This window comes from Bdellovibrionales bacterium (assembly GCA_016714165.1).
Lineage (GTDB): Bacteria > Bdellovibrionota > Bdellovibrionia > Bdellovibrionales > UBA1609 > JADJVA01.
The window spans coordinates 368,323-387,064 of sequence record JADJNU010000002.1 but is presented as its reverse complement, the minus strand read 5'-3'; the positions used below and the strand labels follow the sequence as shown (position 1 = coordinate 387,064).

General features: G+C 45.5%; 17 protein-coding genes and 1 tRNA gene. 6 read left to right on the top strand and 12 right to left on the bottom strand.

What is annotated here, in order from left to right; all coding sequences use genetic code 11:
• Positions 1-66: 66 nt before the first annotated feature.
• From IPJ71_13050 to IPJ71_13035, 4 genes are all read right to left on the bottom strand, one after another.
• Positions 67-402, bottom strand: coding sequence for a divalent-cation tolerance protein CutA (locus IPJ71_13050; protein ID MBK7844597.1), 336 nt, complete (start codon positions 400-402; stop codon positions 67-69).
• Positions 387-1,430, bottom strand: coding sequence for an HlyC/CorC family transporter (locus IPJ71_13045; GenBank protein MBK7844596.1), 1,044 nt, complete (start codon positions 1,428-1,430; stop codon positions 387-389). The genes IPJ71_13050 and IPJ71_13045 overlap by 16 nt, the downstream gene beginning before the upstream one ends.
• 228 nt (positions 1,431-1,658) lie before the next feature.
• On the bottom strand, positions 1,659-2,225 hold the full coding sequence (dcd, locus tag IPJ71_13040) for a dCTP deaminase (protein MBK7844595.1): 567 nt from the start codon (positions 2,223-2,225) through the stop codon (positions 1,659-1,661).
• Positions 2,226-2,267: 42 nt separating this feature from the next.
• A complete protein-coding gene (locus tag IPJ71_13035; protein ID MBK7844594.1) occupies positions 2,268-4,373 on the bottom strand; it encodes an elongation factor G in 2,106 nt (701 codons plus the stop codon).
• Positions 4,374-4,766: 393 nt separating this feature from the next.
• On the opposite strand from IPJ71_13035, the gene IPJ71_13030 reads away from it, so the two are divergent.
• Together IPJ71_13030 and IPJ71_13025 are read left to right on the top strand one after the other, a co-directional pair.
• Positions 4,767-6,221, top strand: a complete 1,455-nt coding sequence (locus tag IPJ71_13030) for an ATP-dependent DNA helicase RecQ (protein ID MBK7844593.1) — start codon at positions 4,767-4,769, stop codon at positions 6,219-6,221.
• Positions 6,206-6,889, top strand: a complete 684-nt coding sequence (locus IPJ71_13025) for a leucyl/phenylalanyl-tRNA--protein transferase (GenBank protein ID MBK7844592.1) — start codon at positions 6,206-6,208, stop codon at positions 6,887-6,889. The genes IPJ71_13030 and IPJ71_13025 overlap by 16 nt, the downstream gene beginning before the upstream one ends.
• Positions 6,890-6,933: 44 nt before the next feature.
• On the opposite strand, the gene IPJ71_13020 is transcribed toward IPJ71_13025, so the two are convergent.
• On the bottom strand, positions 6,934-7,557 hold the full coding sequence (locus IPJ71_13020; protein MBK7844591.1) for a PilZ domain-containing protein: 624 nt from the start codon (positions 7,555-7,557) through the stop codon (positions 6,934-6,936).
• Positions 7,558-7,825: 268 nt separating this feature from the next.
• On the opposite strand from IPJ71_13020, the gene IPJ71_13015 reads away from it, so the two are divergent.
• Positions 7,826-9,229 (top strand): type IV pilus twitching motility protein PilT, encoded by a 1,404-nt coding sequence (locus IPJ71_13015; GenBank protein MBK7844590.1) that lies wholly within the window; start codon positions 7,826-7,828, stop codon positions 9,227-9,229.
• Positions 9,230-9,477: 248 nt separating this feature from the next.
• Entirely contained in the window at positions 9,478-10,251 is a 774-nt protein-coding gene (locus tag IPJ71_13010) for a hypothetical protein (GenBank protein ID MBK7844589.1), read from the top strand.
• A gap of 83 nt (positions 10,252-10,334) precedes the next feature.
• Here the strand turns inward: IPJ71_13010 and IPJ71_13005 are convergent, their stop codons facing one another.
• Together IPJ71_13005 and IPJ71_13000 are read right to left on the bottom strand one after the other, a co-directional pair.
• Positions 10,335-10,838 carry a hypothetical protein gene (locus IPJ71_13005; protein ID MBK7844588.1) on the bottom strand — a complete coding sequence of 168 codons (504 nt, stop codon included), beginning with the start codon at positions 10,836-10,838 and terminating at the stop codon, positions 10,335-10,337.
• A gap of 204 nt (positions 10,839-11,042) precedes the next feature.
• Positions 11,043-11,119: transfer RNA gene (locus IPJ71_13000), tRNA-Arg, on the bottom strand.
• A 202-nt stretch (positions 11,120-11,321) separates the two neighbouring features.
• Between IPJ71_13000 and IPJ71_12995 the strand changes: the two genes are divergently transcribed.
• Both IPJ71_12995 and ppc read left to right on the top strand, forming a co-directional pair.
• Positions 11,322-11,909, top strand: coding sequence for a DNA-3-methyladenine glycosylase I (locus IPJ71_12995; protein ID MBK7844587.1), 588 nt, complete (start codon positions 11,322-11,324; stop codon positions 11,907-11,909).
• Positions 11,902-14,547: a phosphoenolpyruvate carboxylase gene (gene ppc, locus IPJ71_12990; protein MBK7844586.1), complete on the top strand. Its 2,646-nt coding sequence runs from the start codon at positions 11,902-11,904 to the stop codon at positions 14,545-14,547. Before IPJ71_12995 ends, ppc begins: the two co-directional genes overlap by 8 nt.
• 148 nt (positions 14,548-14,695) lie before the next feature.
• Here ppc and IPJ71_12985 read toward each other — a convergent pair whose 3' ends face one another.
• The 5 genes from IPJ71_12985 to IPJ71_12965 all read right to left on the bottom strand — a co-directional run bounded on the left by IPJ71_12985 (position 14,696) and on the right by IPJ71_12965 (position 18,683).
• A complete protein-coding gene (locus IPJ71_12985; protein MBK7844585.1) occupies positions 14,696-15,079 on the bottom strand; it encodes a hypothetical protein in 384 nt (127 codons plus the stop codon).
• 176 nt (positions 15,080-15,255) lie between these two features.
• The gene (locus IPJ71_12980) at positions 15,256-16,578 is read right to left on the bottom strand and encodes an FtsX-like permease family protein (GenBank protein ID MBK7844584.1); all 1,323 of its coding nucleotides are present in this window, start codon (positions 16,576-16,578) and stop codon (positions 15,256-15,258) included.
• 5 nt (positions 16,579-16,583) lie between these two features.
• A complete protein-coding gene (locus IPJ71_12975; protein MBK7844583.1) occupies positions 16,584-16,811 on the bottom strand; it encodes a hypothetical protein in 228 nt (75 codons plus the stop codon).
• Positions 16,812-16,829: 18 nt separating this feature from the next.
• Complete coding sequence (locus tag IPJ71_12970) at positions 16,830-17,360, bottom strand: outer membrane lipoprotein-sorting protein (GenBank protein ID MBK7844582.1); 531 nt, start codon at positions 17,358-17,360, stop codon at positions 16,830-16,832.
• Positions 17,361-17,384: 24 nt separating this feature from the next.
• The gene (locus tag IPJ71_12965) at positions 17,385-18,683 is read right to left on the bottom strand and encodes an ABC transporter permease (protein ID MBK7844581.1); all 1,299 of its coding nucleotides are present in this window, start codon (positions 18,681-18,683) and stop codon (positions 17,385-17,387) included.
• Positions 18,684-18,742: the final 59 nt, after the last annotated feature.

The following is an 18,742-nucleotide window of genomic DNA, read 5'->3' as shown; positions in this document are numbered from 1 at the left end:
TCATGAGACCTCCTTGAGAATGAATGAGAAGTGAGTGAGTGTCTGATTATCAGCAATGGGGTTGGTTTAGGAAGTCTGTTTTTCAATCCAGGATAGGAATTTGGAGTGCCCATCCTGTATGGGGAGCGCAACAATGCAGGGACATTCATGAGGATGCAGCTTTAAAAGCTTCTCTTCAAGCTCCCGATATTGTGAAGCCCTCGTTTTAATGATCAACAGAGTTTCAGATTCTTCGCACAAGTTCCCCTGCCATTCATAAACGGATTTCATCTGCGGAAGAATATTGGCGCAGGCGCCTAGCTTTTTATTGATAGCTGCTTTTGCAATTTCCAAGGCGATCTGTTCATTTGGAGTGGTGATATAGACAAAGATCAATCCGGTCTGGCTCATTTCAGCGGCCATGCCTTCTGTTGCTTACGGTCACGCCAAAGTTCCCTGGCATATTGTCTCATGTCGGTAACAGAATCCAACTCATCGACGATCTCAACTCCAAGAAGGGTCTCAACTGCATCCTCAAGGCTGACCAGGCCACTTGTTGTTCCGTAATCGTCGACAACCAGAAAGATGTGCTCACGGCGCTTGATAAATTGGTCAAGAGCAGCCGCAACCGAGACTCCCTCTGGAATTGTATGGATGGGACTCATGAGTTTTTCAATAGGAATGCTGTCATGGTCGTGTGAAGCTGCCTCCATGAGCTTATACCGATGAATCATTCCAATGACGTTATCCAGATTCTCATTGTAAATCGGAATTCGGGAAAACCGCAGAGGGAGGTGCTCCAACATAACCTCTCCCACAGTCTTTCCCTCCTCAAATGCGAAAATAACAGAGCGAGGGGTCATGATGTCCGAAACCTTTACCTTATCGAGCATAAGAAGATTGCGAATCACGTGGCTTTCTTTGGGATGCAAGGTTCCTTCATTGGCTCCCATCTCTGCAGTCATGATCATTTCTTCTCGGGTCATCCGGTGGGCAGGCCTTCTCCCGAGCAGTCCCCGAAGGTTTTCAGACAAGAGCACAAAAGGATAGGTGACCACGATCAGGGATCGAATCGAATAACTACAGATGGGCGCAAGGGTTTTCCAGTACAGAGTGCCTATGGTCTTTGGGATGATCTCGGCAAAGACAAGAATCACAAAAGTCATGATTCCTGAGCCGAGAGCGACAAACTCATTGCCATAAAGACTTTGGATCTCGGCCCCCACTGCGGCGGCACCAACAGTGTTCGCAACGGTATTGGCAGTGAGAATAGCCGCTAAGGGTCGGTCGATTTGAGACTTTAGCTCCTGAAGAATTTGGGCGCTGCGACGCCCCTTCTTTGCCCCAATCATCATATAAGCAGGAGACACCGACAGGATTACTGATTCCATAAGAGAACAGGCAAATGAAATTGATGCGGAGAGAAATACATAAATGGCTAACAAGCTCATCCTTCTTGGACCTCAGAGGTTCCAAAAATTATTTGAGCGAGAATTTTCTCAGATTGATCCTTATCCATTGAGAGAAAACATTGTCCTTTGCTGAGCAATAGCGCCGTTCTGACCGCAGTTCTAGGATCTTGCCAGATTCCGCAGCAAAGCACAACAAACTGAATGAGCAGATCCAGGATTGTCTGTAACTATATAATACAAATAGCTTATTTAGATTATGCTCAAGAGTTAAGATGAGACTGGAATCTGGCTCCGGCTCTCGCTCACCTCGGAATCAAGGAAGACGCGGCTACCTGTGGTAAACATTTGGCCTTGGTATTTGCCGCGATAAGGGTTTAAGGCCATTTGATCCATCTTGCAAAAAACCAGTTGGCAAATCCTTCGCCCAGCTTCCAGACGAATGGGAAGTGAGTTGGCATTAAAAAGCTCAAGAGTAATTTGACCTTCAAAACCAGGATCTACCCATCCCGCATTTTGAATGAAGAGTCCCATTCTCCCAATGGAGCTGCGTCCCTCGACAAAAGCTGTGAGGTCGTTAGGCAATCGAATGTATTCCATGGTGGTCGCGAGCAAAAAGGACTGAGGGGGCATAATGATCGATTTGCCATCGAATTCTCGATATTTGATTTCAGAATTGAGCTCAAGAAGAGACATGTCTCGATCTTCCAGCATCAAGAAATGACTGCCGAGGCGGCAGTCAACAGATGCAGGTTGAATCGATTGGCTCGTCAAAGGCTCAATGCCCAAGTCTCCGCGGCTCACCATCTCACTGATTGTTTTATCGCTGAGGATCACAGTTCCCTCTTTAAGAGTTTCAGTGCTGTCACTTTTTTCTTTTTATTTCTTTGCTTCAGCTGCCAATCTCTCATGATATTTCTTTACGAGCTCTTCCTGAATACTTCGGGGGACTGCGGCATATCGCGAGAACTCCATCGTAAATTCTCCTTTGCCTTGGGTCGCCGAACGCAAGTCAGTCGAATAGCCAAACATCTCTGAAAGGGGAACTTCTGCTTCAACGGTAACAAACCCCTCTTCGGTGCGTGTCCCGCCGATCATTCCCCTTCGTTGATTCACCTGGCCCATCACGCTGCCTTGAAATTCTTCTGGCGCAGAAACTTCGAGTTTCATCAAGGGCTCAAGGGCAGTTGGATTGGCCCTCTCATACCCCTGACGAAAGGCCTGAATGGCGCAAATCCGGAAGGCCATTTCGCTTGAATCGACGTCATGGTAGGCTCCATCATCCAAGTCCAATTCGATATTGACGATGGGGAAGCCAATGAGCGTTCCCTTCTTGACGGCTTCCTGAAAACCTTTGTCTACGGCTGGAATAAATTCTTTGGGAATGCGACCGCCCACAACGTTGCAGTTGAATTTGTAATTGATGCCGTTTTCGGGAGGGATGGGACGCATTTTCCCGATGACCTTCGCAAACTGACCAGAGCCTCCAGTTTGCTTTTTATGGGTATAATCATAACTTGCCTCTACCCCAATTGTTTCGCGATAGGCCACCTGAGGAGCTCCCGCAATCGTTTCAACTTTGAACTCTCTTTTCATCCTCTCAATGTAAACATCAAGATGGAGTTCTCCCATTCCGCTGATGATCGTTTCGTTGGATTCTTCGTCACGGTGAACGCGGAAGGTTGGATCTTCCTTGCGGAACTTACTGAGAGCTTTGGAAAAGTTTGCTGCCGCAGTTTTGTCTTTCGGAGAAATTGCCAGAGAAATCACGGCATCTGGAACAAACATTGACGTCATGGTGATCTCAACAGTTCCATCAGTGAAGGTATCTCCCGAAGAGCAGTCAACACCAAACAGCGCCACGATATCTCCCGCAGAAGCATCTTCGATTTCTTGCATTTCATCTGAATGCATCCGCACAAGGCGCGGGATTTTGACTTTCTTACCGTTAGCCATATTGGTAATAAAGTCCCCTCTTTTCATTGTTCCTTGATAGAGCCTCATATAGGTCAACTGACCAAATCGTCCGTCTTCAAGTTTAAAGGCAAGAGCGACGAGGGGTTTATCTCCTGTCGACGACAGAATGACCTCTGCCTCGTTATTGGCCTGATCAAGACCCTTATTGATAACCTCTGATGGATTAGGAAGGTACTCACTGACTCCATCCAGCAGTTTCTGAACACCTTTATTTTTGTAGGCGGATCCAATAAAAACTGGGGTCAACTCGAGACTCAGGCAGCCTTTCCTGATGGCGGCCTTGATTTCATCGTTTGTGGGCTCCTCTTCCATCAAGTACTTCTCTCCCACGACATCATCAAAATCAGCTGCTTTTCCAATCAATTCCTTACGAAATTGTTTGGCTCGATCAAGGTAATCTGCGGGAATATCCTTTTCCTCGATATTTTCGCCGTTTTCGCCGTGAAAGTAATAGGCCTTCATCGTGACCAAGTCGATTATTCCTTCAAACTTGTCTTCGGCGCCAATTGGAATTTGCATCATAACGGCGTTATGGCGCAATTTATCGCGTAGCATCTCCGTGACACGATAGGGATTAGCTCCGGCGCGATCAAGTTTGTTGATAAAGGCCACGCGTGGAACATTGTAGCGACGCATTTGACGATCAACAGTCAGCGATTGAGATTGAACACCCGCAACTCCACAGAGAACCAACACCGCTCCATCCAGCACTCTAAGGGCCCGCTCCACTTCAATCGTGAAATCCACGTGGCCGGGGGTGTCGATGATATTGATCTCGATATCTTTCCAGTGAACATTGGTGGCCGCCGACTGGATCGTAATTCCACGTTCTCTTTCAAGTTCCATGGAATCCATTTTTGCGCCAACCCCATCTTTTCCGCGAACGTCATGAATTGCATGTATCCGTCCAGTATAAAAGAGTATTCGCTCTGTTAGGGTTGTCTTGCCCGAATCAATGTGGGCGGAAATCCCGATATTTCGAACCTTATTAATATCCCATTTAGACATGAAACCTAACCTCTCTTTTACATCCTCATCTTGTGAGTTAGAGATGAGAAAAATCAGCGGAAGAAAAACACCCAGCCAAAATGGAGGGGGAATCCATCTGCCGCCTTTCAATTGATCGAAAGTTTTGCCAATATCGCGGAAAGTCAATTAGTCAATAAATTCGATCAGCTAATTAGAAAATCCAGCGGGGCAGATAGTTAGCATGAAGTTTACCAAAGAGCAAAAAGAGATGATAAAATGCCGTATTATGTGCAGAAGGAACATCATCTCAAAGATGGACCCGAGTTGGACGTTCGCATGCTATTTTAATTGCGGAAACTGATTTGATGGAAATATTTGATATTATTAACGAATATTTGTTTTTTATTTTTTTCAGTTGAGGAAAGAGACTTCATGACCAGGAAGCTTGAATCGCACGTTGACGTTCTGAGACGTCTTTTTGGACACTCTGAATTTCGGCCGGGTCAGGCCGAAGTGGTGGAATGTTTGGCTGCCGGCGGGTCCGCTCTGGTTGTCATGTCGACAGGGGCCGGAAAATCGCTTTGCTATCAGCTTCCAAGTCAGATTCTTCCGGGCCTGACCCTTGTTTTTTCTCCTCTCATTGCTCTCATGAAAGATCAGGTTGATGCGTTGAAGAGGCGCGGAATTGCGGCCGGCTACATAAATTCTTCGCTCGGTAAATTGGAGAGAGAACGAGCCTACAATCAATTGGCTCAATGCAGTTTTAAGATCCTTTACGTAACTCCTGAGCGTTTTCGAAAACTCGAGTTTCGCCAAGCATTGGAAAAAAACAGGATATCGCTATTGGTTGTGGATGAGGCCCATTGTATTTCTCAGTGGGGAAGCGATTTTCGTCCAGATTATTCGCGGCTGGGCGATATCAGAATGGAGTTGGGAGCTCCTCCAACGGTGGCGTTGACTGCAACGGCAACACCCGAAATTCGCCATGATATCCGTCGTGAACTTCGACTCGGGGAAGACGCCGTTGAGTTTATCTCAGGTATTGAAAGGGACAATCTTCAGATCAGCGTGCAAGGGGTTGTTGGCCTTGATGAGAAGATAAGAAATATTGTGGGGCTCAGGCACCAAATACGAGGTCCAGGGGTCGTTTACTTCTCTTTGGTTTCTACGCTCGAAAAAGTGAGCCAGGAGCTGCGGCGAATGGGATTTTCTCTCTTTCGTTATCACGGCCAGTTGCCTGATGATGTGAGACGCAGAAATCAGGATATGTTTCTCCGTTCTGAAGATGGCTTGATGTTGGCGACCCCAGCTTTTGGGTTAGGGGTGGACAAGGCTAATATTCGGCTTATCATTCACGGCGAACTTCCGGGCTCTTTGGAGTCTTATTATCAGGAAATCGGGCGCGCGGGCCGAGATGGTCAGCCGTCGTGGGCGCACCTTTTGTTTGACCAAGATGATGTGAGTATTCAATCTGACTTTATCAAATGGACAACTCCGGATCCCGGATTCATTCGGAGCGTTTTGAACCTTTTGTCAATAAGGCGAAACGAGGTCGTGGCAGAGGGAGCGGATTATCTTCGGCAACAAATGAACTTTTATAACAGTCGAGATTTTCGAGTTGAAACGACTCTGAATTTACTTGAAAGGTGGGGTGTGCTGGAGTGGGAAAACCGTGATCTGAGAACCTACCAAATTCATGGGGACCCGCCTGATGAGCTCATGGATATGGCGCTCCACGAAAAGCGGTTGCGATCTTTGCAAAAAGCTTTGCTGTCGATGGTCCAATTTAGTCAAAGCGACCAATGCAGGCTAGCAATCATTTACCGGCATTTTGGATTGAAGGGGGTATCGTCCTGTGGCAGGTGTGACAATTGCCTAAAGCATTGAACCTCTATAAAGAACGTCGGGAATTTTTTTTGGATCCCCGTCACGCCCTGGCCGAGGGAGTCGTGGCCGTGACCAATGAGGTGACTCCTGAACTTCTCTTTGAGGCCTACAGTTTCGGCATTTTTCCCTGGCCGCACTCAGAGAGCGACCCGATTCTTTGGTTTTGTCCACCTCAGCGTGGAATTTTGGTTTTCGATGAATTGCATATACCAAGGTCGCTGGCCAAACATCTGCGACGATGTTCTTGGAAGGTGACGGTAAATCAAGATTTTTTACGAGTCATAGAATCTTGTGCCGATACCTACCGGCCCGGCCAGGTGGGAACCTGGATTGTCCCTCAGATGGTAGATGCTTACTTGAAATTTCACAAGATGGGGTTCGCTCACAGCATTGAATGTTGGGATCAAGGGAGCCTGATTGGTGGGTTATATGGGGTCTGCGTTGGTGGTGTATTCAGTGCAGAAAGCATGTTTCACACTCAGGACAACGCATCAAAAATCTGTTTATTAGGTCTTATTGAGAGTCTAAAAGCGCAAGGTATGCATTGGATGGATATTCAAACTGTCACTCCTCATATGAAAGTTTTAGGCGCTCGTTCGATCGACCGCGGAACTTATCTGGGCTGGGTAGCCGAAGCAAAACTTGCGGCAAAACATCAGTTCAAGTGATGAGGTCCCCTTGATTCTTGACAGCGGAATTGACAGGGAACGAGTTAATCATTCCCTTTCTTCTCAGAAAAAAAATTGAGAGAGGGAAAGCGCTGCCCCCAGGGAGCTCCATGATCTTGATCATAATTTGCGCTGGGAAGCGAGAAAAAATAGAGAATGAGAAAAGTTGTGATAGCCAGGGCCAGGTAGATCACGCTCTTCCAGAAGTGAGCGGCCAAAAAGCTGCTAAATTGATAGAAATTTTCTCGGTAACGTTCCCTTAGTATTGCATTGAATTTATGGTTGAGTCCGGCGCGAATTGCATTTTGATGCCCCATGGGGAGATCGTGAAATCTGACCCCAACAACAACGTAGTCATCTAGACTCTGGTCGAGACGTCGATGCCAACTTTTTTCGGCGACATATTCTTCAATTCGAATGACGCGAGCAAACCAAGCGACTTGTCCATCACCTGGAACGGGGAACTCAATTTTGATAATATCACCGATTTGTGGTGCCGTATCGCGATCGATCACAAAGGCGAGGCCAGTTTCAGAAAGATTTAAAAATCTGGTTGCGTAGGAATTACTCCGATCATCATGATGCGCAAATCGCAGAAAGCGCTCGTCGCTGGGGCGTAGCACATATCTTGGGGCCCTTGGAATAAAATTTCTCAGTCCATTGCTCATCGCAGTATTATCGGCATATTTCGACAGAAAATTGGGGGAAGCTGCTAATTTTAGGTGATATTTTCAAACTGCCCAATCTCAGTCAGGAAGAATCCCAGATTTTCTACAGCGAGAATCCTAAATTGGGACGATCTCAAATTGAGAACAGCTTGAAAAAAATAAGCGACAGTTGGCCTGACCCAAATGTTATTGAACCCTCACTCAAATATAAGGCCAGATTTTTTCAACTCTCTCGATAAGTTAAGTCAATAGTCCGAAATACACTTGGATGGAATCCTCAATCAACCAGAATACCTCTCCCCGAGCAGGAAGACTTTTTCTTAGTCTTCTCAAGTGCTTAATGCGCAATGGAGGTTCTGATCTTCACGTCTCCGCAAATAATCCACCTATGATTCGGGTTCGAGGCCAGATGGAGAAGATCGATATTCCTCCCTTCAAGCCCGAAGAGGTTAAGAATTTAGTTTATCCAATTCTCAATGAACGCCAGCGGATAGAATTCGAGCAAAAAAAGAACGTCGATTTTTCGTTTCAGTCTCCCGGAATTGGAGTCTTTCGTGCCCACCTCTTTCATCAGCGTCACGGAATGGCCTTTGTTTTAAGATTGTTGCCCTTAAAGCCTCCAACTCTGGATGAACTGCGAATGCCTCAAGTATTGAAAAAGGCATGTTCCTATTACAATGGATTGATTCTGCTCACTGGACCGACCGGGTCTGGGAAGTCAACGACTTTAGCGGCAATGATTGATTACATAAACGAACACCAGAAGGGCCATATTGTAACGATTGAGGATCCTATTGAATATATCCACGAGAGCAAAAAGTGTTTGGTTAATCAAAGGGCATTGGGACACGATTTTGTTGCTTTTGGAACAGCTCTTAGGGCTGCAATGCGGGAGGACCCCGATGTCATACTTGTTGGAGAGATGCGTGATCAGGAAACGATGATGGCAGCAATACATGCGGCCGAGACCGGGCACCTGGTCTTGTCAACACTTCATACCAACTCTGCAGCAAAGACGATTGATCGAATTATCAATAGTTTTGCAGTAGGTGAACAGACGGAGATTCGCACCGTTCTCGCAGAAACTTTGCGGTTGGTGGTCTCTCAGAAACTTGTTCTGAATTTTGATAAAACAAAACTTAAGTGTTTTCAGGACATCTTGGTTAATAATGAGGCTGTTGCCAATCTCATTCGTGAGGGAAAAACATTTCAAATCGAAAATTCAATGCTCGTTGGAAAAAAGGACGGCATGCAAATCATGGACGTTGAAATCGCAAAAGCTGTGGAAAGAGGAGACATTCGCGCTTCTGACGCCTACGAAATTGTAAACGATCGCCAAGCTATCGATGGCGCCATGGTGGCCCAAGTTGAAGTGGACGAAGGCATTAAAGATTTTGTCATCGATGTGAAGGAACGATTGCTGAAAGATAAAATGCGCGGCCAAACTGAACCCCAAGGTGAAAAGGCAGTACCACAAAAGTCAGCACTACAAAGGACAGTACCACAAAAGACAGCACCACAAAAGACAGCACCACCGGCGACTTTGCCACAGCAGAGCTCGCCACAAAAGCCTTTGCCTGTTTCTCAGCGACAGGATCCCTTTGCGGACAATAGCGAAGTTATAGAAGAGGGAGAAGGGTTTCGAAAAGCGCGCGTGCCCGGAGAGGAATGATGCTTCAGTCGTGTCTGAGGAGAAAAGGGCCTTAAGGCGGACACGGGTAACTACTTTGCTCCTGTTACTACTTTGCTCCAGAAAGTGTTAAGATTCTGAACGTTGCCATACACTTAACAGTTTTCAGCGAACTTGGAGGGATGGTCCCGAGTTTGGTGGGCATAAATCTTGCGGTATGTTCTCATAGCATGGATATATGATGAGATCCAACCTGTCTCAATTTGAAACATATTGAAGGGAATTGTACAATGGATCGTGGCACAAATAAGAATCACCAGTCGAACTTAAAACAGCTCAGCTGTCCAATTTGTGGAAGAACAATCACGAGGGATCGGATCTTTTTGCAAATGGCGGTTTGTGAGTGTGGTTGGACAAGTTCTTTAAGGTCAGCCCACGCAGAATCTCAGCGTGATTCGAGAACGGCCACTGGACTTGTCGCTGCAGCTGTGTTGTTGGTTTTGGGAGTGATCCATGTCATACAATGGGATTCGTACGCAGTTGAAATAGCCTTTTTAAAGGGAAAAGAGCTAGCGGGCACAGCACAGATTGCAGATCTGGAGCGAAAAGCAGAGATTTGTGAAAGGCGAGCTGAATTGAATTGCGTTGCAACGACGCTGTCAAAGTTGCATCTCCATAACTCAAAGGAGATTAAATACACATCGGCCTTGGCAATCGTTCAATCCAAGTTAGGAAGGTGGAGTGACGCGGCTTTGACGTTCGCCGATTACGTAAAGTCTGGAGGAAGAGAGAGCGAGATTCTATTCGAGTATGCCAAAGTCTTGGCCTTAACAAGTAAAGTTGAAATGGCAGTCACATATTTTGATCATATTCTTGAATCAAAGCCGGGAGTCATTCAGATTAAGGTGACCAGAGCGTATGTGAATATGCTTATGGCAAATGGAAGATACGATCAGGCTCGGGTGGTTATCGAACGTGTTCGCAAGTTCGGAGAGAACGCTGCATATTTTCTTGATGATGAAATGCGCGAGATACAAAGAAGGACAGGAGCTCAGCGCTCCTGAGCTTGTTTGACTTTGAGCGCCTAGATTTATTGCTATTACCAATACTATTACCAATACCAATACCAATACCAATACTAATACCGTTACTTGAAGGTAATCGTAATAAATTTACGACTTTTAGTCGTTTTATCTTGGGTCATTTGAGATGAGCCTGGCAGGCTTGGCGAAGATTTGCCACCCAGTTCTTCGGTCGACAGTTTGGGTACAGGAGTCGCAAGTAGTTCTCGACCTCTGTAAAACGCGTTTAATTCTTCATCGACGTCACCATCCTGATGGCGGCTTCGGCCGGCGTTTTCGCTATTTGCTGGGGGAAGGCTAAACCACGCAGGGTTTCTGTCTATGACCTTTTTAATCGTTTCTTCAGCTACACTATCTTTGAGTTCTCTTTCCAGGTTTTCTGTTTCTGCGAGTTCCAGCAGGAGGGTTTCTCCGTCCTCCTTCTCCAGATCACCCGACTGGGCGGCTATATCTGAGCTTCGAGAAGAAGGGACCTCTACCACGGGATTATTCTCCGCTAAGGCGAACCGATGCTGATTCAAAGCAATCACAATTGCAACTGTTCCCATCCATTGGCATAAGTGAGGCATTCGACTCGTCCTAAGTAATTATAAATTTTCGTAAGATGATTAAACAGGATGTGTTACTAATCTGATAAGCAAACTTCGAACCGAACTTCAAAGATGTAGTTTCAGGTAGTTAGAAAAAAATCTTGTCTAACTGTTTAACATTATCCAAGAGTTAAGCACTAGAAACCCCCATTCTCCCCTTTTGTTTGGCGAGGCGGAGGGAGATGGCGCGCCCGAGAGAACTCGAATCTCTGACCTTTAGCTTCGGAGGCTAACGCTCTATCCAACTGAGCTACGGGCGCAGGAAGCAGGAAGATCGAAAACCTAGCCAAATCTGGTTCATCTGACAAGAGAAATATCAGAATCCTGTATTGACCATATTTTACGACATATGGTTTATAAACATATCGCTAACCGGATTTGCAGAGTTCGCAGAGACGGGATTTCATCGGTATTTGGACATATTCCATCTACAGTGGCGACCTGTTTGAAAGGAATGATTTGATGAAACGCTGTGGGTGGTGTGGCCAGGATCCTCTCTACGTCAAATATCACGATATCGAGTGGGGAGTTCCTGTTTATGATGATAGAAAACTATTTGAGTTTTTGATTTTGGAAGGGGCACAGGCGGGCTTATCCTGGTTGACCATCTTGCGTAAGCGTGAGGGATATAGAAGGGCCTTTGCGGATTTTGATCCTGAAGTTGTGGCTAGGTACCGAACAAGAGAGGTTCAGAAGCTTCTCAAGAATGCAGAGATAGTTAGAAATAGATTGAAGATCGCATCTGCCATAACAAACGCTCAATGTTTTTTAGACGTTCAAAGGGAATTTGGTTCGTTCTCGAGTTATCAATGGACTTTTGTTAAAGGAAAGCCCATTCATAATCGCCGAAGAAATTTGGGGGATCTTCCTGCCAAAACTGAAATATCTGATCTCTGGAGCAAAGACCTCAAGAAGCGAGGTTTTAAGTTTGTCGGTTCAACCATTCTTTATGCGCACATGCAGGCGGTTGGAATGGTTAACGATCATTTGACAAGCTGTTTTAGATACAAGGAACTGAAGGCTGGCAAGGAAGTAGCAGAAGGTGGCTAGATCAGGAACCTATAGCGCACAGGCCCTGAGATCTAATATTAAAGATTTGGGCTCTCGATTGGGCAAGGTATTGGCCGAAACTTATTCTCCACAATTCCTCCAAGATGTCGAAGTTGTTCGCCGTTGGGCAAAGGATTTGAGACGAGGAAGTCGTAAATCACTCGGAAATATCGAAAAATTTCTCAGGTTGTCAGGATCTGAAAAGTCTTTCAATATTGCGAGGTCTTTTACAGAGTTCCTTCGCCTCGCAAATGCGGCGGAACAGCACCATAGAACTCGGCGTCGTCTCTATTATGAGACACATTCCAGAGTTCCGCAAAAGGGCAGTGTGGAGGCTTTTTTAAAGAACTTGAAACCAAATTTGATTTCTCAAGTTGTCGAGAAATTAAATCAAATGGAGGTAGATCTCGTCCTGACGTCTCATCCGACCGAATCGATGCGCCAGTCTGCCATTCGCCGTTATAAGCACGTGACACAGAATTTGGCAATTCTGGACCGGAGAGATGCGACCAGATGGGAGAAAGAACAGGCCAAGAAATCCATAGACAGGAATATTCGTGCCCTGTGTTTGACGGAAATTGTTCAGAAAGCCGGACCCACTCCTTTTGCGGAGTCCCTCAGTGGATTTTCCATTGTCGAAGAAGTGCTTTGGGATGCGGTTCCTCGTTTTTATCGGCGATTGAATGACTCGGCCCTGAGATACTTGAAAGAAGAAATCAGTTTAAATGCCACGCCAATACGCTTTTCTTCTTGGGTTGGGGGTGATCGAGATGGCAATCCCTATGTGACGGCTCAAGTAACAAGACAGGTACTTTACAAGGGAATGTCTGTTGGCTATCAATTGATTTTGAGCGAAGTTGAATGGCTTCTCAAGGAGATGTCTTTTAAAAGTGCCTCTGCTGAACTATTAAATTTAGTTGGGGGTGGAGAACCTGCTGAACCCTATAGGATCCTCCTTGATAAACTCAGTCATGATATCGAAAAATCAAAACAAGTGGCTCAGGAAAATTTGAATAGCCTGGAAGGTTCGCAAGGTAATTTAATAGGAAAGAGCGAAATAATTGAGCCTTTGAAAGTCGTGTACCGAAGTCTAGTTTTTATTGGAGCGAATGATCTGGCGCAGGGAAGGACCCTTGATCTGATTCGCCGCTTAGAGATATTTGGAGTGGCCCTTTTGAGTTTGGATATACGTCAATCCTCTGATGTGCATGAAGAGGTGATTGCGGAACTGGTTTTCAATCTTTTTAAAAGGAATTATTGCGATTTGAATGAGCAAGAAAGGCAAAAAGTCCTCCTGGATATTTTGAATGAAGAGAAAATAATTGAGAGACCTCCGGAGTGGTCGGCATTGGGACGAGAAGTAATGGACACTTGTGGTCTCATCAATGATTTTCCTGACGACTGCTTCCGATCTTATGTGATTTCAATGACCGAAGAGCCTTCTGATTTACTGGAAGTTTTTGTCTTGCTAAAAATGGCAAAGCTGAAGAGGTCTTTTCCAGTAGTACCTCTATTTGAAACTCCCGAGGCCCTAAAAAATGGTCGGAGAATCTTAGAATCGCTTCTCGATCTTTCTTTCTATCGGAAACATGTGGGCAATTGCCAAATGGTAATGCTTGGCTATTCGGATTCAGCGAAGCGATCTGGGCGTTTGGCTTCGGCTTGGCTTCTTCATCAAATTCAGACAGAGTTAGAAGAATTGGCTCACCAGAAGAGGGTCCGTTTTGAGTTCTTTCATGGGCGAGGCGGTAGCATTGGTCGAGGTGGTGGCCCTATTCACTTGGCTCTGTTGGCGCTTCCACGGGGAAGTGGAAATGAACGCTTGCGGGTAACAGAACAAGGAGAAACGGTTCACGCAAAATTTGGACTTCCAGGAATTGCCGAGCGTACGCTGGATCTTTATGTGTCCGGAGTTCTTGAAGCTGCCGTGTCCAGGCCTCCCAAGGAAAAAAAGATCTGGTATTCAATCATGGATCGACTTGCTGAAGACTCAAGTCGCTCCTTTAGGAGTTTCATTTATGATAATGAACGGTTTGTTTCCTATTTTTCGGAGGTCACTCCGATTCGGGAATTAGCACTCTATAAAATTGGGAGCCGTCCAGATCGGAGAAAGGCCGATGTTAGCCTTGAGTCGTTAAGGGCTATTCCCTGGATTTATTCCTGGACTCAGAATCGCGGACTATTGCCTTCCTGGTTTGGACTTGGGGATGCGTTAGGTGCTTCGATAGCAAGAGGTGAGCTTCGTCAACTCAGGCTAATGTACAAAGAATGGCCGTTTTTCAGGGCAACGATGGATTTGTTTGAAATGGTTTTAGCCAAAGTTGATATTACTGTCTTTAAACGCTATTCTGACACTCTCGTGAGTCAGAAGAATCAAGATCTAACTCTTGAGATAATTGAAGCCTATCGACTGTCTATTTCGACCTTGGCTCAAATTACTGGTCACAAGGGCCTTTTGGAAGACAATCCCGTTTTGCGAAGATCTATCAGCGTAAGGACCCCTTACGTAGATGTTTTAAATATTCTGCAGTGCCACTTCCTAAAAATATATCGCGAAAATCCTGAGGACACCTGGGCGCAAAGAATTCTCGCTCTGACTATCAGTGGTATTTCTGCTGGAATGAGAAACACTGGTTAAAAGGCAGAAATGATATTTAATTATTGTTCGAATTCATTAGGGCATAGTCAGGTCACCAGTATGGCACAAACCCCTGAGATCATCAGTTTTTCCGTGCCACACTTCGACTTATAGATGAATATATGTCACCAAATTGTCACTGTTGATCTTATTCAACAACTTCAGAGTTTGGCAAAATTTCTTTGCATTGGCCGTCAGCTTCAATGCCAACGAATTTTTGAGGAACTCGTCCATAGTGAACATTTGTGCAGTTTTGAACGTCAACTCCAGCACCAGTGGTAAGATAAAAATTTCCAGAACAGAGATCGTTAATAGTATATGCATATTGAAGGGCATTAGAAACTCTTGGGCTCCCTCCAACTGTGTACTTGAATGCAACGTCGTGATCCGATCCAAATCTTTTTCTTAGAACTTCAAAGCCCTGGTCCAGACAATAATCTCCAGTTTTGGTTGGTGCTCGGCCAAAAGATGCCTGTGCGAGTGGGGCGATCGACAACAATGAAGTTGTGGCTAAAACAATAAGACGAAGCATAGATCCTCCTGTAGACTGTGACTAATTGAATTTTGATTTCCTCTTTAGCATTCTCTGGATCCGGGACACTAGCAGAGCGGAGATGAGATCACAATGATAAAAGCACCATAAAAAATGGGCAAGATTTGCAAAAGGCCTGTAAGTAGGCCATTTGGGGTGGTTGTCACTGAATTTTTCTAGGTCACATGACGGAGATTATCGGCAATAATCCTGGAAGTTGCCTTTTTTGAGGCCACCCAAGCTGTGACAAAGGCGAGACCCATGAGCAAGATGGAGATGCTCCCCCAAGATTCTGGTACCCAAAATACACGCAATGGCAAGGGAGTTGCCAACACGCCAGCGGAGTAGCTGAGTCGACTGGCATTGATCAAGGTCGAAATAATAAGGGTAGACACCAAGCCCAGGAGACTCGAGTTGATTGCGATCAATGTGCCTTCGCAAGCAAAGATTCTACGGATTTCGTTTGGAAGCAGACCGAGACTTCGCAAGGTGCCGATTTCTCTGGTTCGCTCGGTCACTGCCTTCATCATTGTGTTAGCAATAGACAGAATACTAATCAGAATGACAATCGTCATAAAAAGCCCTCGAAATAAGGAAATGAGCCTGAGGCCGTCGCGCGTAATTTTTGACACCTGATGTTCCATCACGGGTATTATATCAAAATTAAATCCTCTTTCCCGAGCATTCTCCCGTAAGCGTGAAGTAAAAGCTCCAACCCTGGAGGGGTCCTTCAGTTTTACGGTCGTTCGTAAGATGCGATCAGTGTTGAGTAGTCGTTGAGCAGTTTCGAGAGAGAAACTAATGTATTTGGAATCTAACTCGCGAATAGACACGTCAATAATTCCGGCCACTTCAACATCGAAGGCATTGATCTGCCCTGACTCAGTCGTGGCCGAAATTTGGAGTCTATTTGAGTGACAGTGAAAGGGTCTGTCTTCGTGGGCATACCCCCCATTTGGATGTGGATCTGGTTCGGGGTTTTCCATTTCGCAGTCCAGGCGCTTTCCAAGTCCCTTCCCGAGCAAGGCAGAGAATGGATTGGACAGGTGCAATGGCTTTCCAGCCAGAGTATTCCAATCCCAAATGGGCCCCCGCATTTTTGTCCCGTCAACTAAATCATATCCGCTTCCGTAAAAAATTGCATGAGTTGATCCATTGTCGGCCATTCCGAGGACGCCGAGAAATCGCGAGCGCATTAAAAAATCGGGATCCTGCTGGAAAAATTCTTCGAGAAAGGCCTGCTCTTCTTTGCTCAAGGTATACGAAAAATCGCCGTCGGTGAGATGAAATTGGGTTTCGGGCCTTTCTATAATGATATCGCCCATCATAAATCGAACTGAAAATGACTCCAAACTCTGCTGTTTGATTCCCTCCATGAAGCCATCAAAAAGGCAAATCGCAGTAAAACCGCCTGCAATCGCAATGAGGGTTGAGAGTGAGTGTCTCCAGTGTCGAATTACGTTTCTCCATGCTAAGAGAAGAGTTTGGGGCCATTTCATTCTCATCACCTAATGATATTATTAATATTGAAGATATTTACTGAGTGCTTTTCCTCTTTAGGTTCCTGATATGAAAGGGTCGTCAGGTTTTTTTCATTATTCACGTCGACAATGCTCATCTTGCTAACAAATGGGAAGGATGCTCCACCCAGCGAAAGACGGTTTTCATATTGGAAGGTAGCGCGCTTAAAGGGAGTCCCATTCACTGTTAAGAACTCAGCTTTGATTGCCAAACGCTTTTCCTTTGAAATCTAGTAGAGGATTTGATCATAAGTGACATCCTTTACCTTGGCTTTCAGTTCTAATTTGTAAGTCTGAACTCCATCGAGATTTTCTTCTCCCACAATATTTCCTGTATAATCGCGGGCGTAATTTGTGGAGGCAATGTCACCGTTGGCCGCTTGGCCAGACAACTTTTGGCGTGGTGATACCGAAACGGGTTTTTTTAAACCCGGTTTATAAAACCAAACGCTACGATTATTGAAGAGGGTTATCTGTCCTTTATTTCGTGGAGGCGACAATGCCTCAGCCATAGCATTGTCTCCACGAACTTTGATGAGATAGTCGATATTAGAAGTATTTCCATTGTCCTCTGTATGGATGTGGGCTTTCCATGTTATTCCCTCGGTTTGATCAGCGGCTCCACGCGCTCGATCTGACTCCTTTAATAGAGATTCTGCAGAATATTTGCTCTCGCCCTGAGCGAATATTGGGAATATTGCGAAGAGGGTGCACGCACATGCGATTCTGAGATACAGAGGTTGTCTTTGTGTTGTCCGCATAGAATCTCCAAAAGTAAAAATGACTTAACCATGATTTCCCATAATCAGATGAGAGATATTCTTTTGACTAATTTGCCCAACAACAAACCATGTCGTGAGTAAGTTTAAAAAAAGAATAAATCCACAGGTAATTACAGTAAAACCAAAATGAGGAAGGAGAAGCATCGGAATTTCATGGGAAGCTCCAGGGGGCGTAAATGGAATCCTTTGCGCGTTTATGAACGCGATAATTAGGCTTCCCAGCAGAAGCCCACCAAAAAGTCCAAGACCTCCAACCAGTCCGGCCTCTTGAACAAAAACAAGGCGAATTCGATTTCGAGTAAATCCGAGGGCTCTCATCATTCCGATTTCGGCCGAGCGCTCGGTAACGGTCATGGTGCAGGAATTCAAAATGGACAAAGTGATAATAGCAGACAATACGATTCCAATAAAGGCAATCATGACTCGGAGAAATCTGATGGCCCCATTGTAAGTTGGACTGAGGTCTTCGTGATACCAAGGATAGGTATCTGCCAATATGTCATTTTCTACGAATTCAGACTTGAGGCTTGCCATGACAGAATCAATTTCATTCGGACTGCGAAGCCAAACAGAGTAGTGACCAATGCGTTCCGTATCGAAGAGATTCTGGAGGTATTTGAGGGGGGCTATTAAGGCCCCCTGATCTGTTTCTGAAAATCCTGTCGAAAATTGAGATACAATTTCGCCGTCTAAGGCAGAGGTCGTTCCCTGCCAAGTTCCAGTCAGAAGCTGAATATTCGAATCCGATTCAATAAGTTGTTTGGCCTCTGGGCTTGAGCAATCAATAGCTCTTATCTGATTCTCTCCGATGCGAACCTCATCAAAAACCAGTGGTTTGTGTAAAAGTCGGGCAAGTCCCTTGCTAATAGACAAAGGAGAAGTCTCCTCCTTGTATTCGCCGAGGGCGCGTCCTTTAATGAATTTCGTTAATTCTGGAGCCCATTTCAGCATTTGCTCATGAGCTCGCAATTTGAGGTCAATTGCGGGCTCTATGGACGATACGTAGAAGGGAAAACTTTGGCAACCATTTCCCACCAGGCCAGTGCCCGATAGAATTTTGGAATAAGAGTCTATTTTCTCTTTGTGTCCATTTAGTATAGCGTCGATCTTAGCTTGAGAGACGAGGTCAAAACTATAATTTTGAGGTTTGTAGCGAAACTTTTCAAGCCCATCTCTAGCATAAATGGCAACGTGACCGGTGTTAAGAGCAAAAATAGTGTAAACACGCAAAAAGTTGTCGGTCCGATTGACGTATCCGCCGAACATCATGAGGCCGATAAGGCCAAAAGAAATGGAAGTCATAGTAGCCAGATTGCGTCGGCGATTTCTCCTGAGGTTATAAAAGGCGAGTTTCCAGAATT

Coding starts and splice junctions, on each gene's coding strand:
- IPJ71_13005 (MBK7844588.1), bottom strand. CDS start 10,838: ATGCCTCACTTATGCCAATGGATGGGAACAGTTGCAATTGTGATTGCT.
- IPJ71_12970 (MBK7844582.1), bottom strand. CDS start 17,360: ATGCGGACAACACAAAGACAACCTCTGTATCTCAGAATCGCATGTGCG.
- IPJ71_12980 (MBK7844584.1), bottom strand. CDS start 16,578: ATGAAATGGCCCCAAACTCTTCTCTTAGCATGGAGAAACGTAATTCGA.
- IPJ71_12965 (MBK7844581.1), bottom strand. CDS start 18,683: ATGACTTCCATTTCTTTTGGCCTTATCGGCCTCATGATGTTCGGCGGA.
- IPJ71_13045 (MBK7844596.1), bottom strand. CDS start 1,430: ATGAGCTTGTTAGCCATTTATGTATTTCTCTCCGCATCAATTTCATTT.
- IPJ71_13020 (MBK7844591.1), bottom strand. CDS start 7,557: ATGAGCAATGGACTGAGAAATTTTATTCCAAGGGCCCCAAGATATGTG.
- IPJ71_12985 (MBK7844585.1), bottom strand. CDS start 15,079: ATGCTTCGTCTTATTGTTTTAGCCACAACTTCATTGTTGTCGATCGCC.
- IPJ71_13035 (MBK7844594.1), bottom strand. CDS start 4,373: ATGTCTAAATGGGATATTAATAAGGTTCGAAATATCGGGATTTCCGCC.
- IPJ71_13010 (MBK7844589.1), top strand. CDS start 9,478: ATGGATCGTGGCACAAATAAGAATCACCAGTCGAACTTAAAACAGCTC.
- IPJ71_13015 (MBK7844590.1), top strand. CDS start 7,826: ATGGAATCCTCAATCAACCAGAATACCTCTCCCCGAGCAGGAAGACTT.
- IPJ71_13050 (MBK7844597.1), bottom strand. CDS start 402: ATGGCCGCTGAAATGAGCCAGACCGGATTGATCTTTGTCTATATCACC.
- IPJ71_13030 (MBK7844593.1), top strand. CDS start 4,767: ATGACCAGGAAGCTTGAATCGCACGTTGACGTTCTGAGACGTCTTTTT.
- IPJ71_12995 (MBK7844587.1), top strand. CDS start 11,322: ATGAAACGCTGTGGGTGGTGTGGCCAGGATCCTCTCTACGTCAAATAT.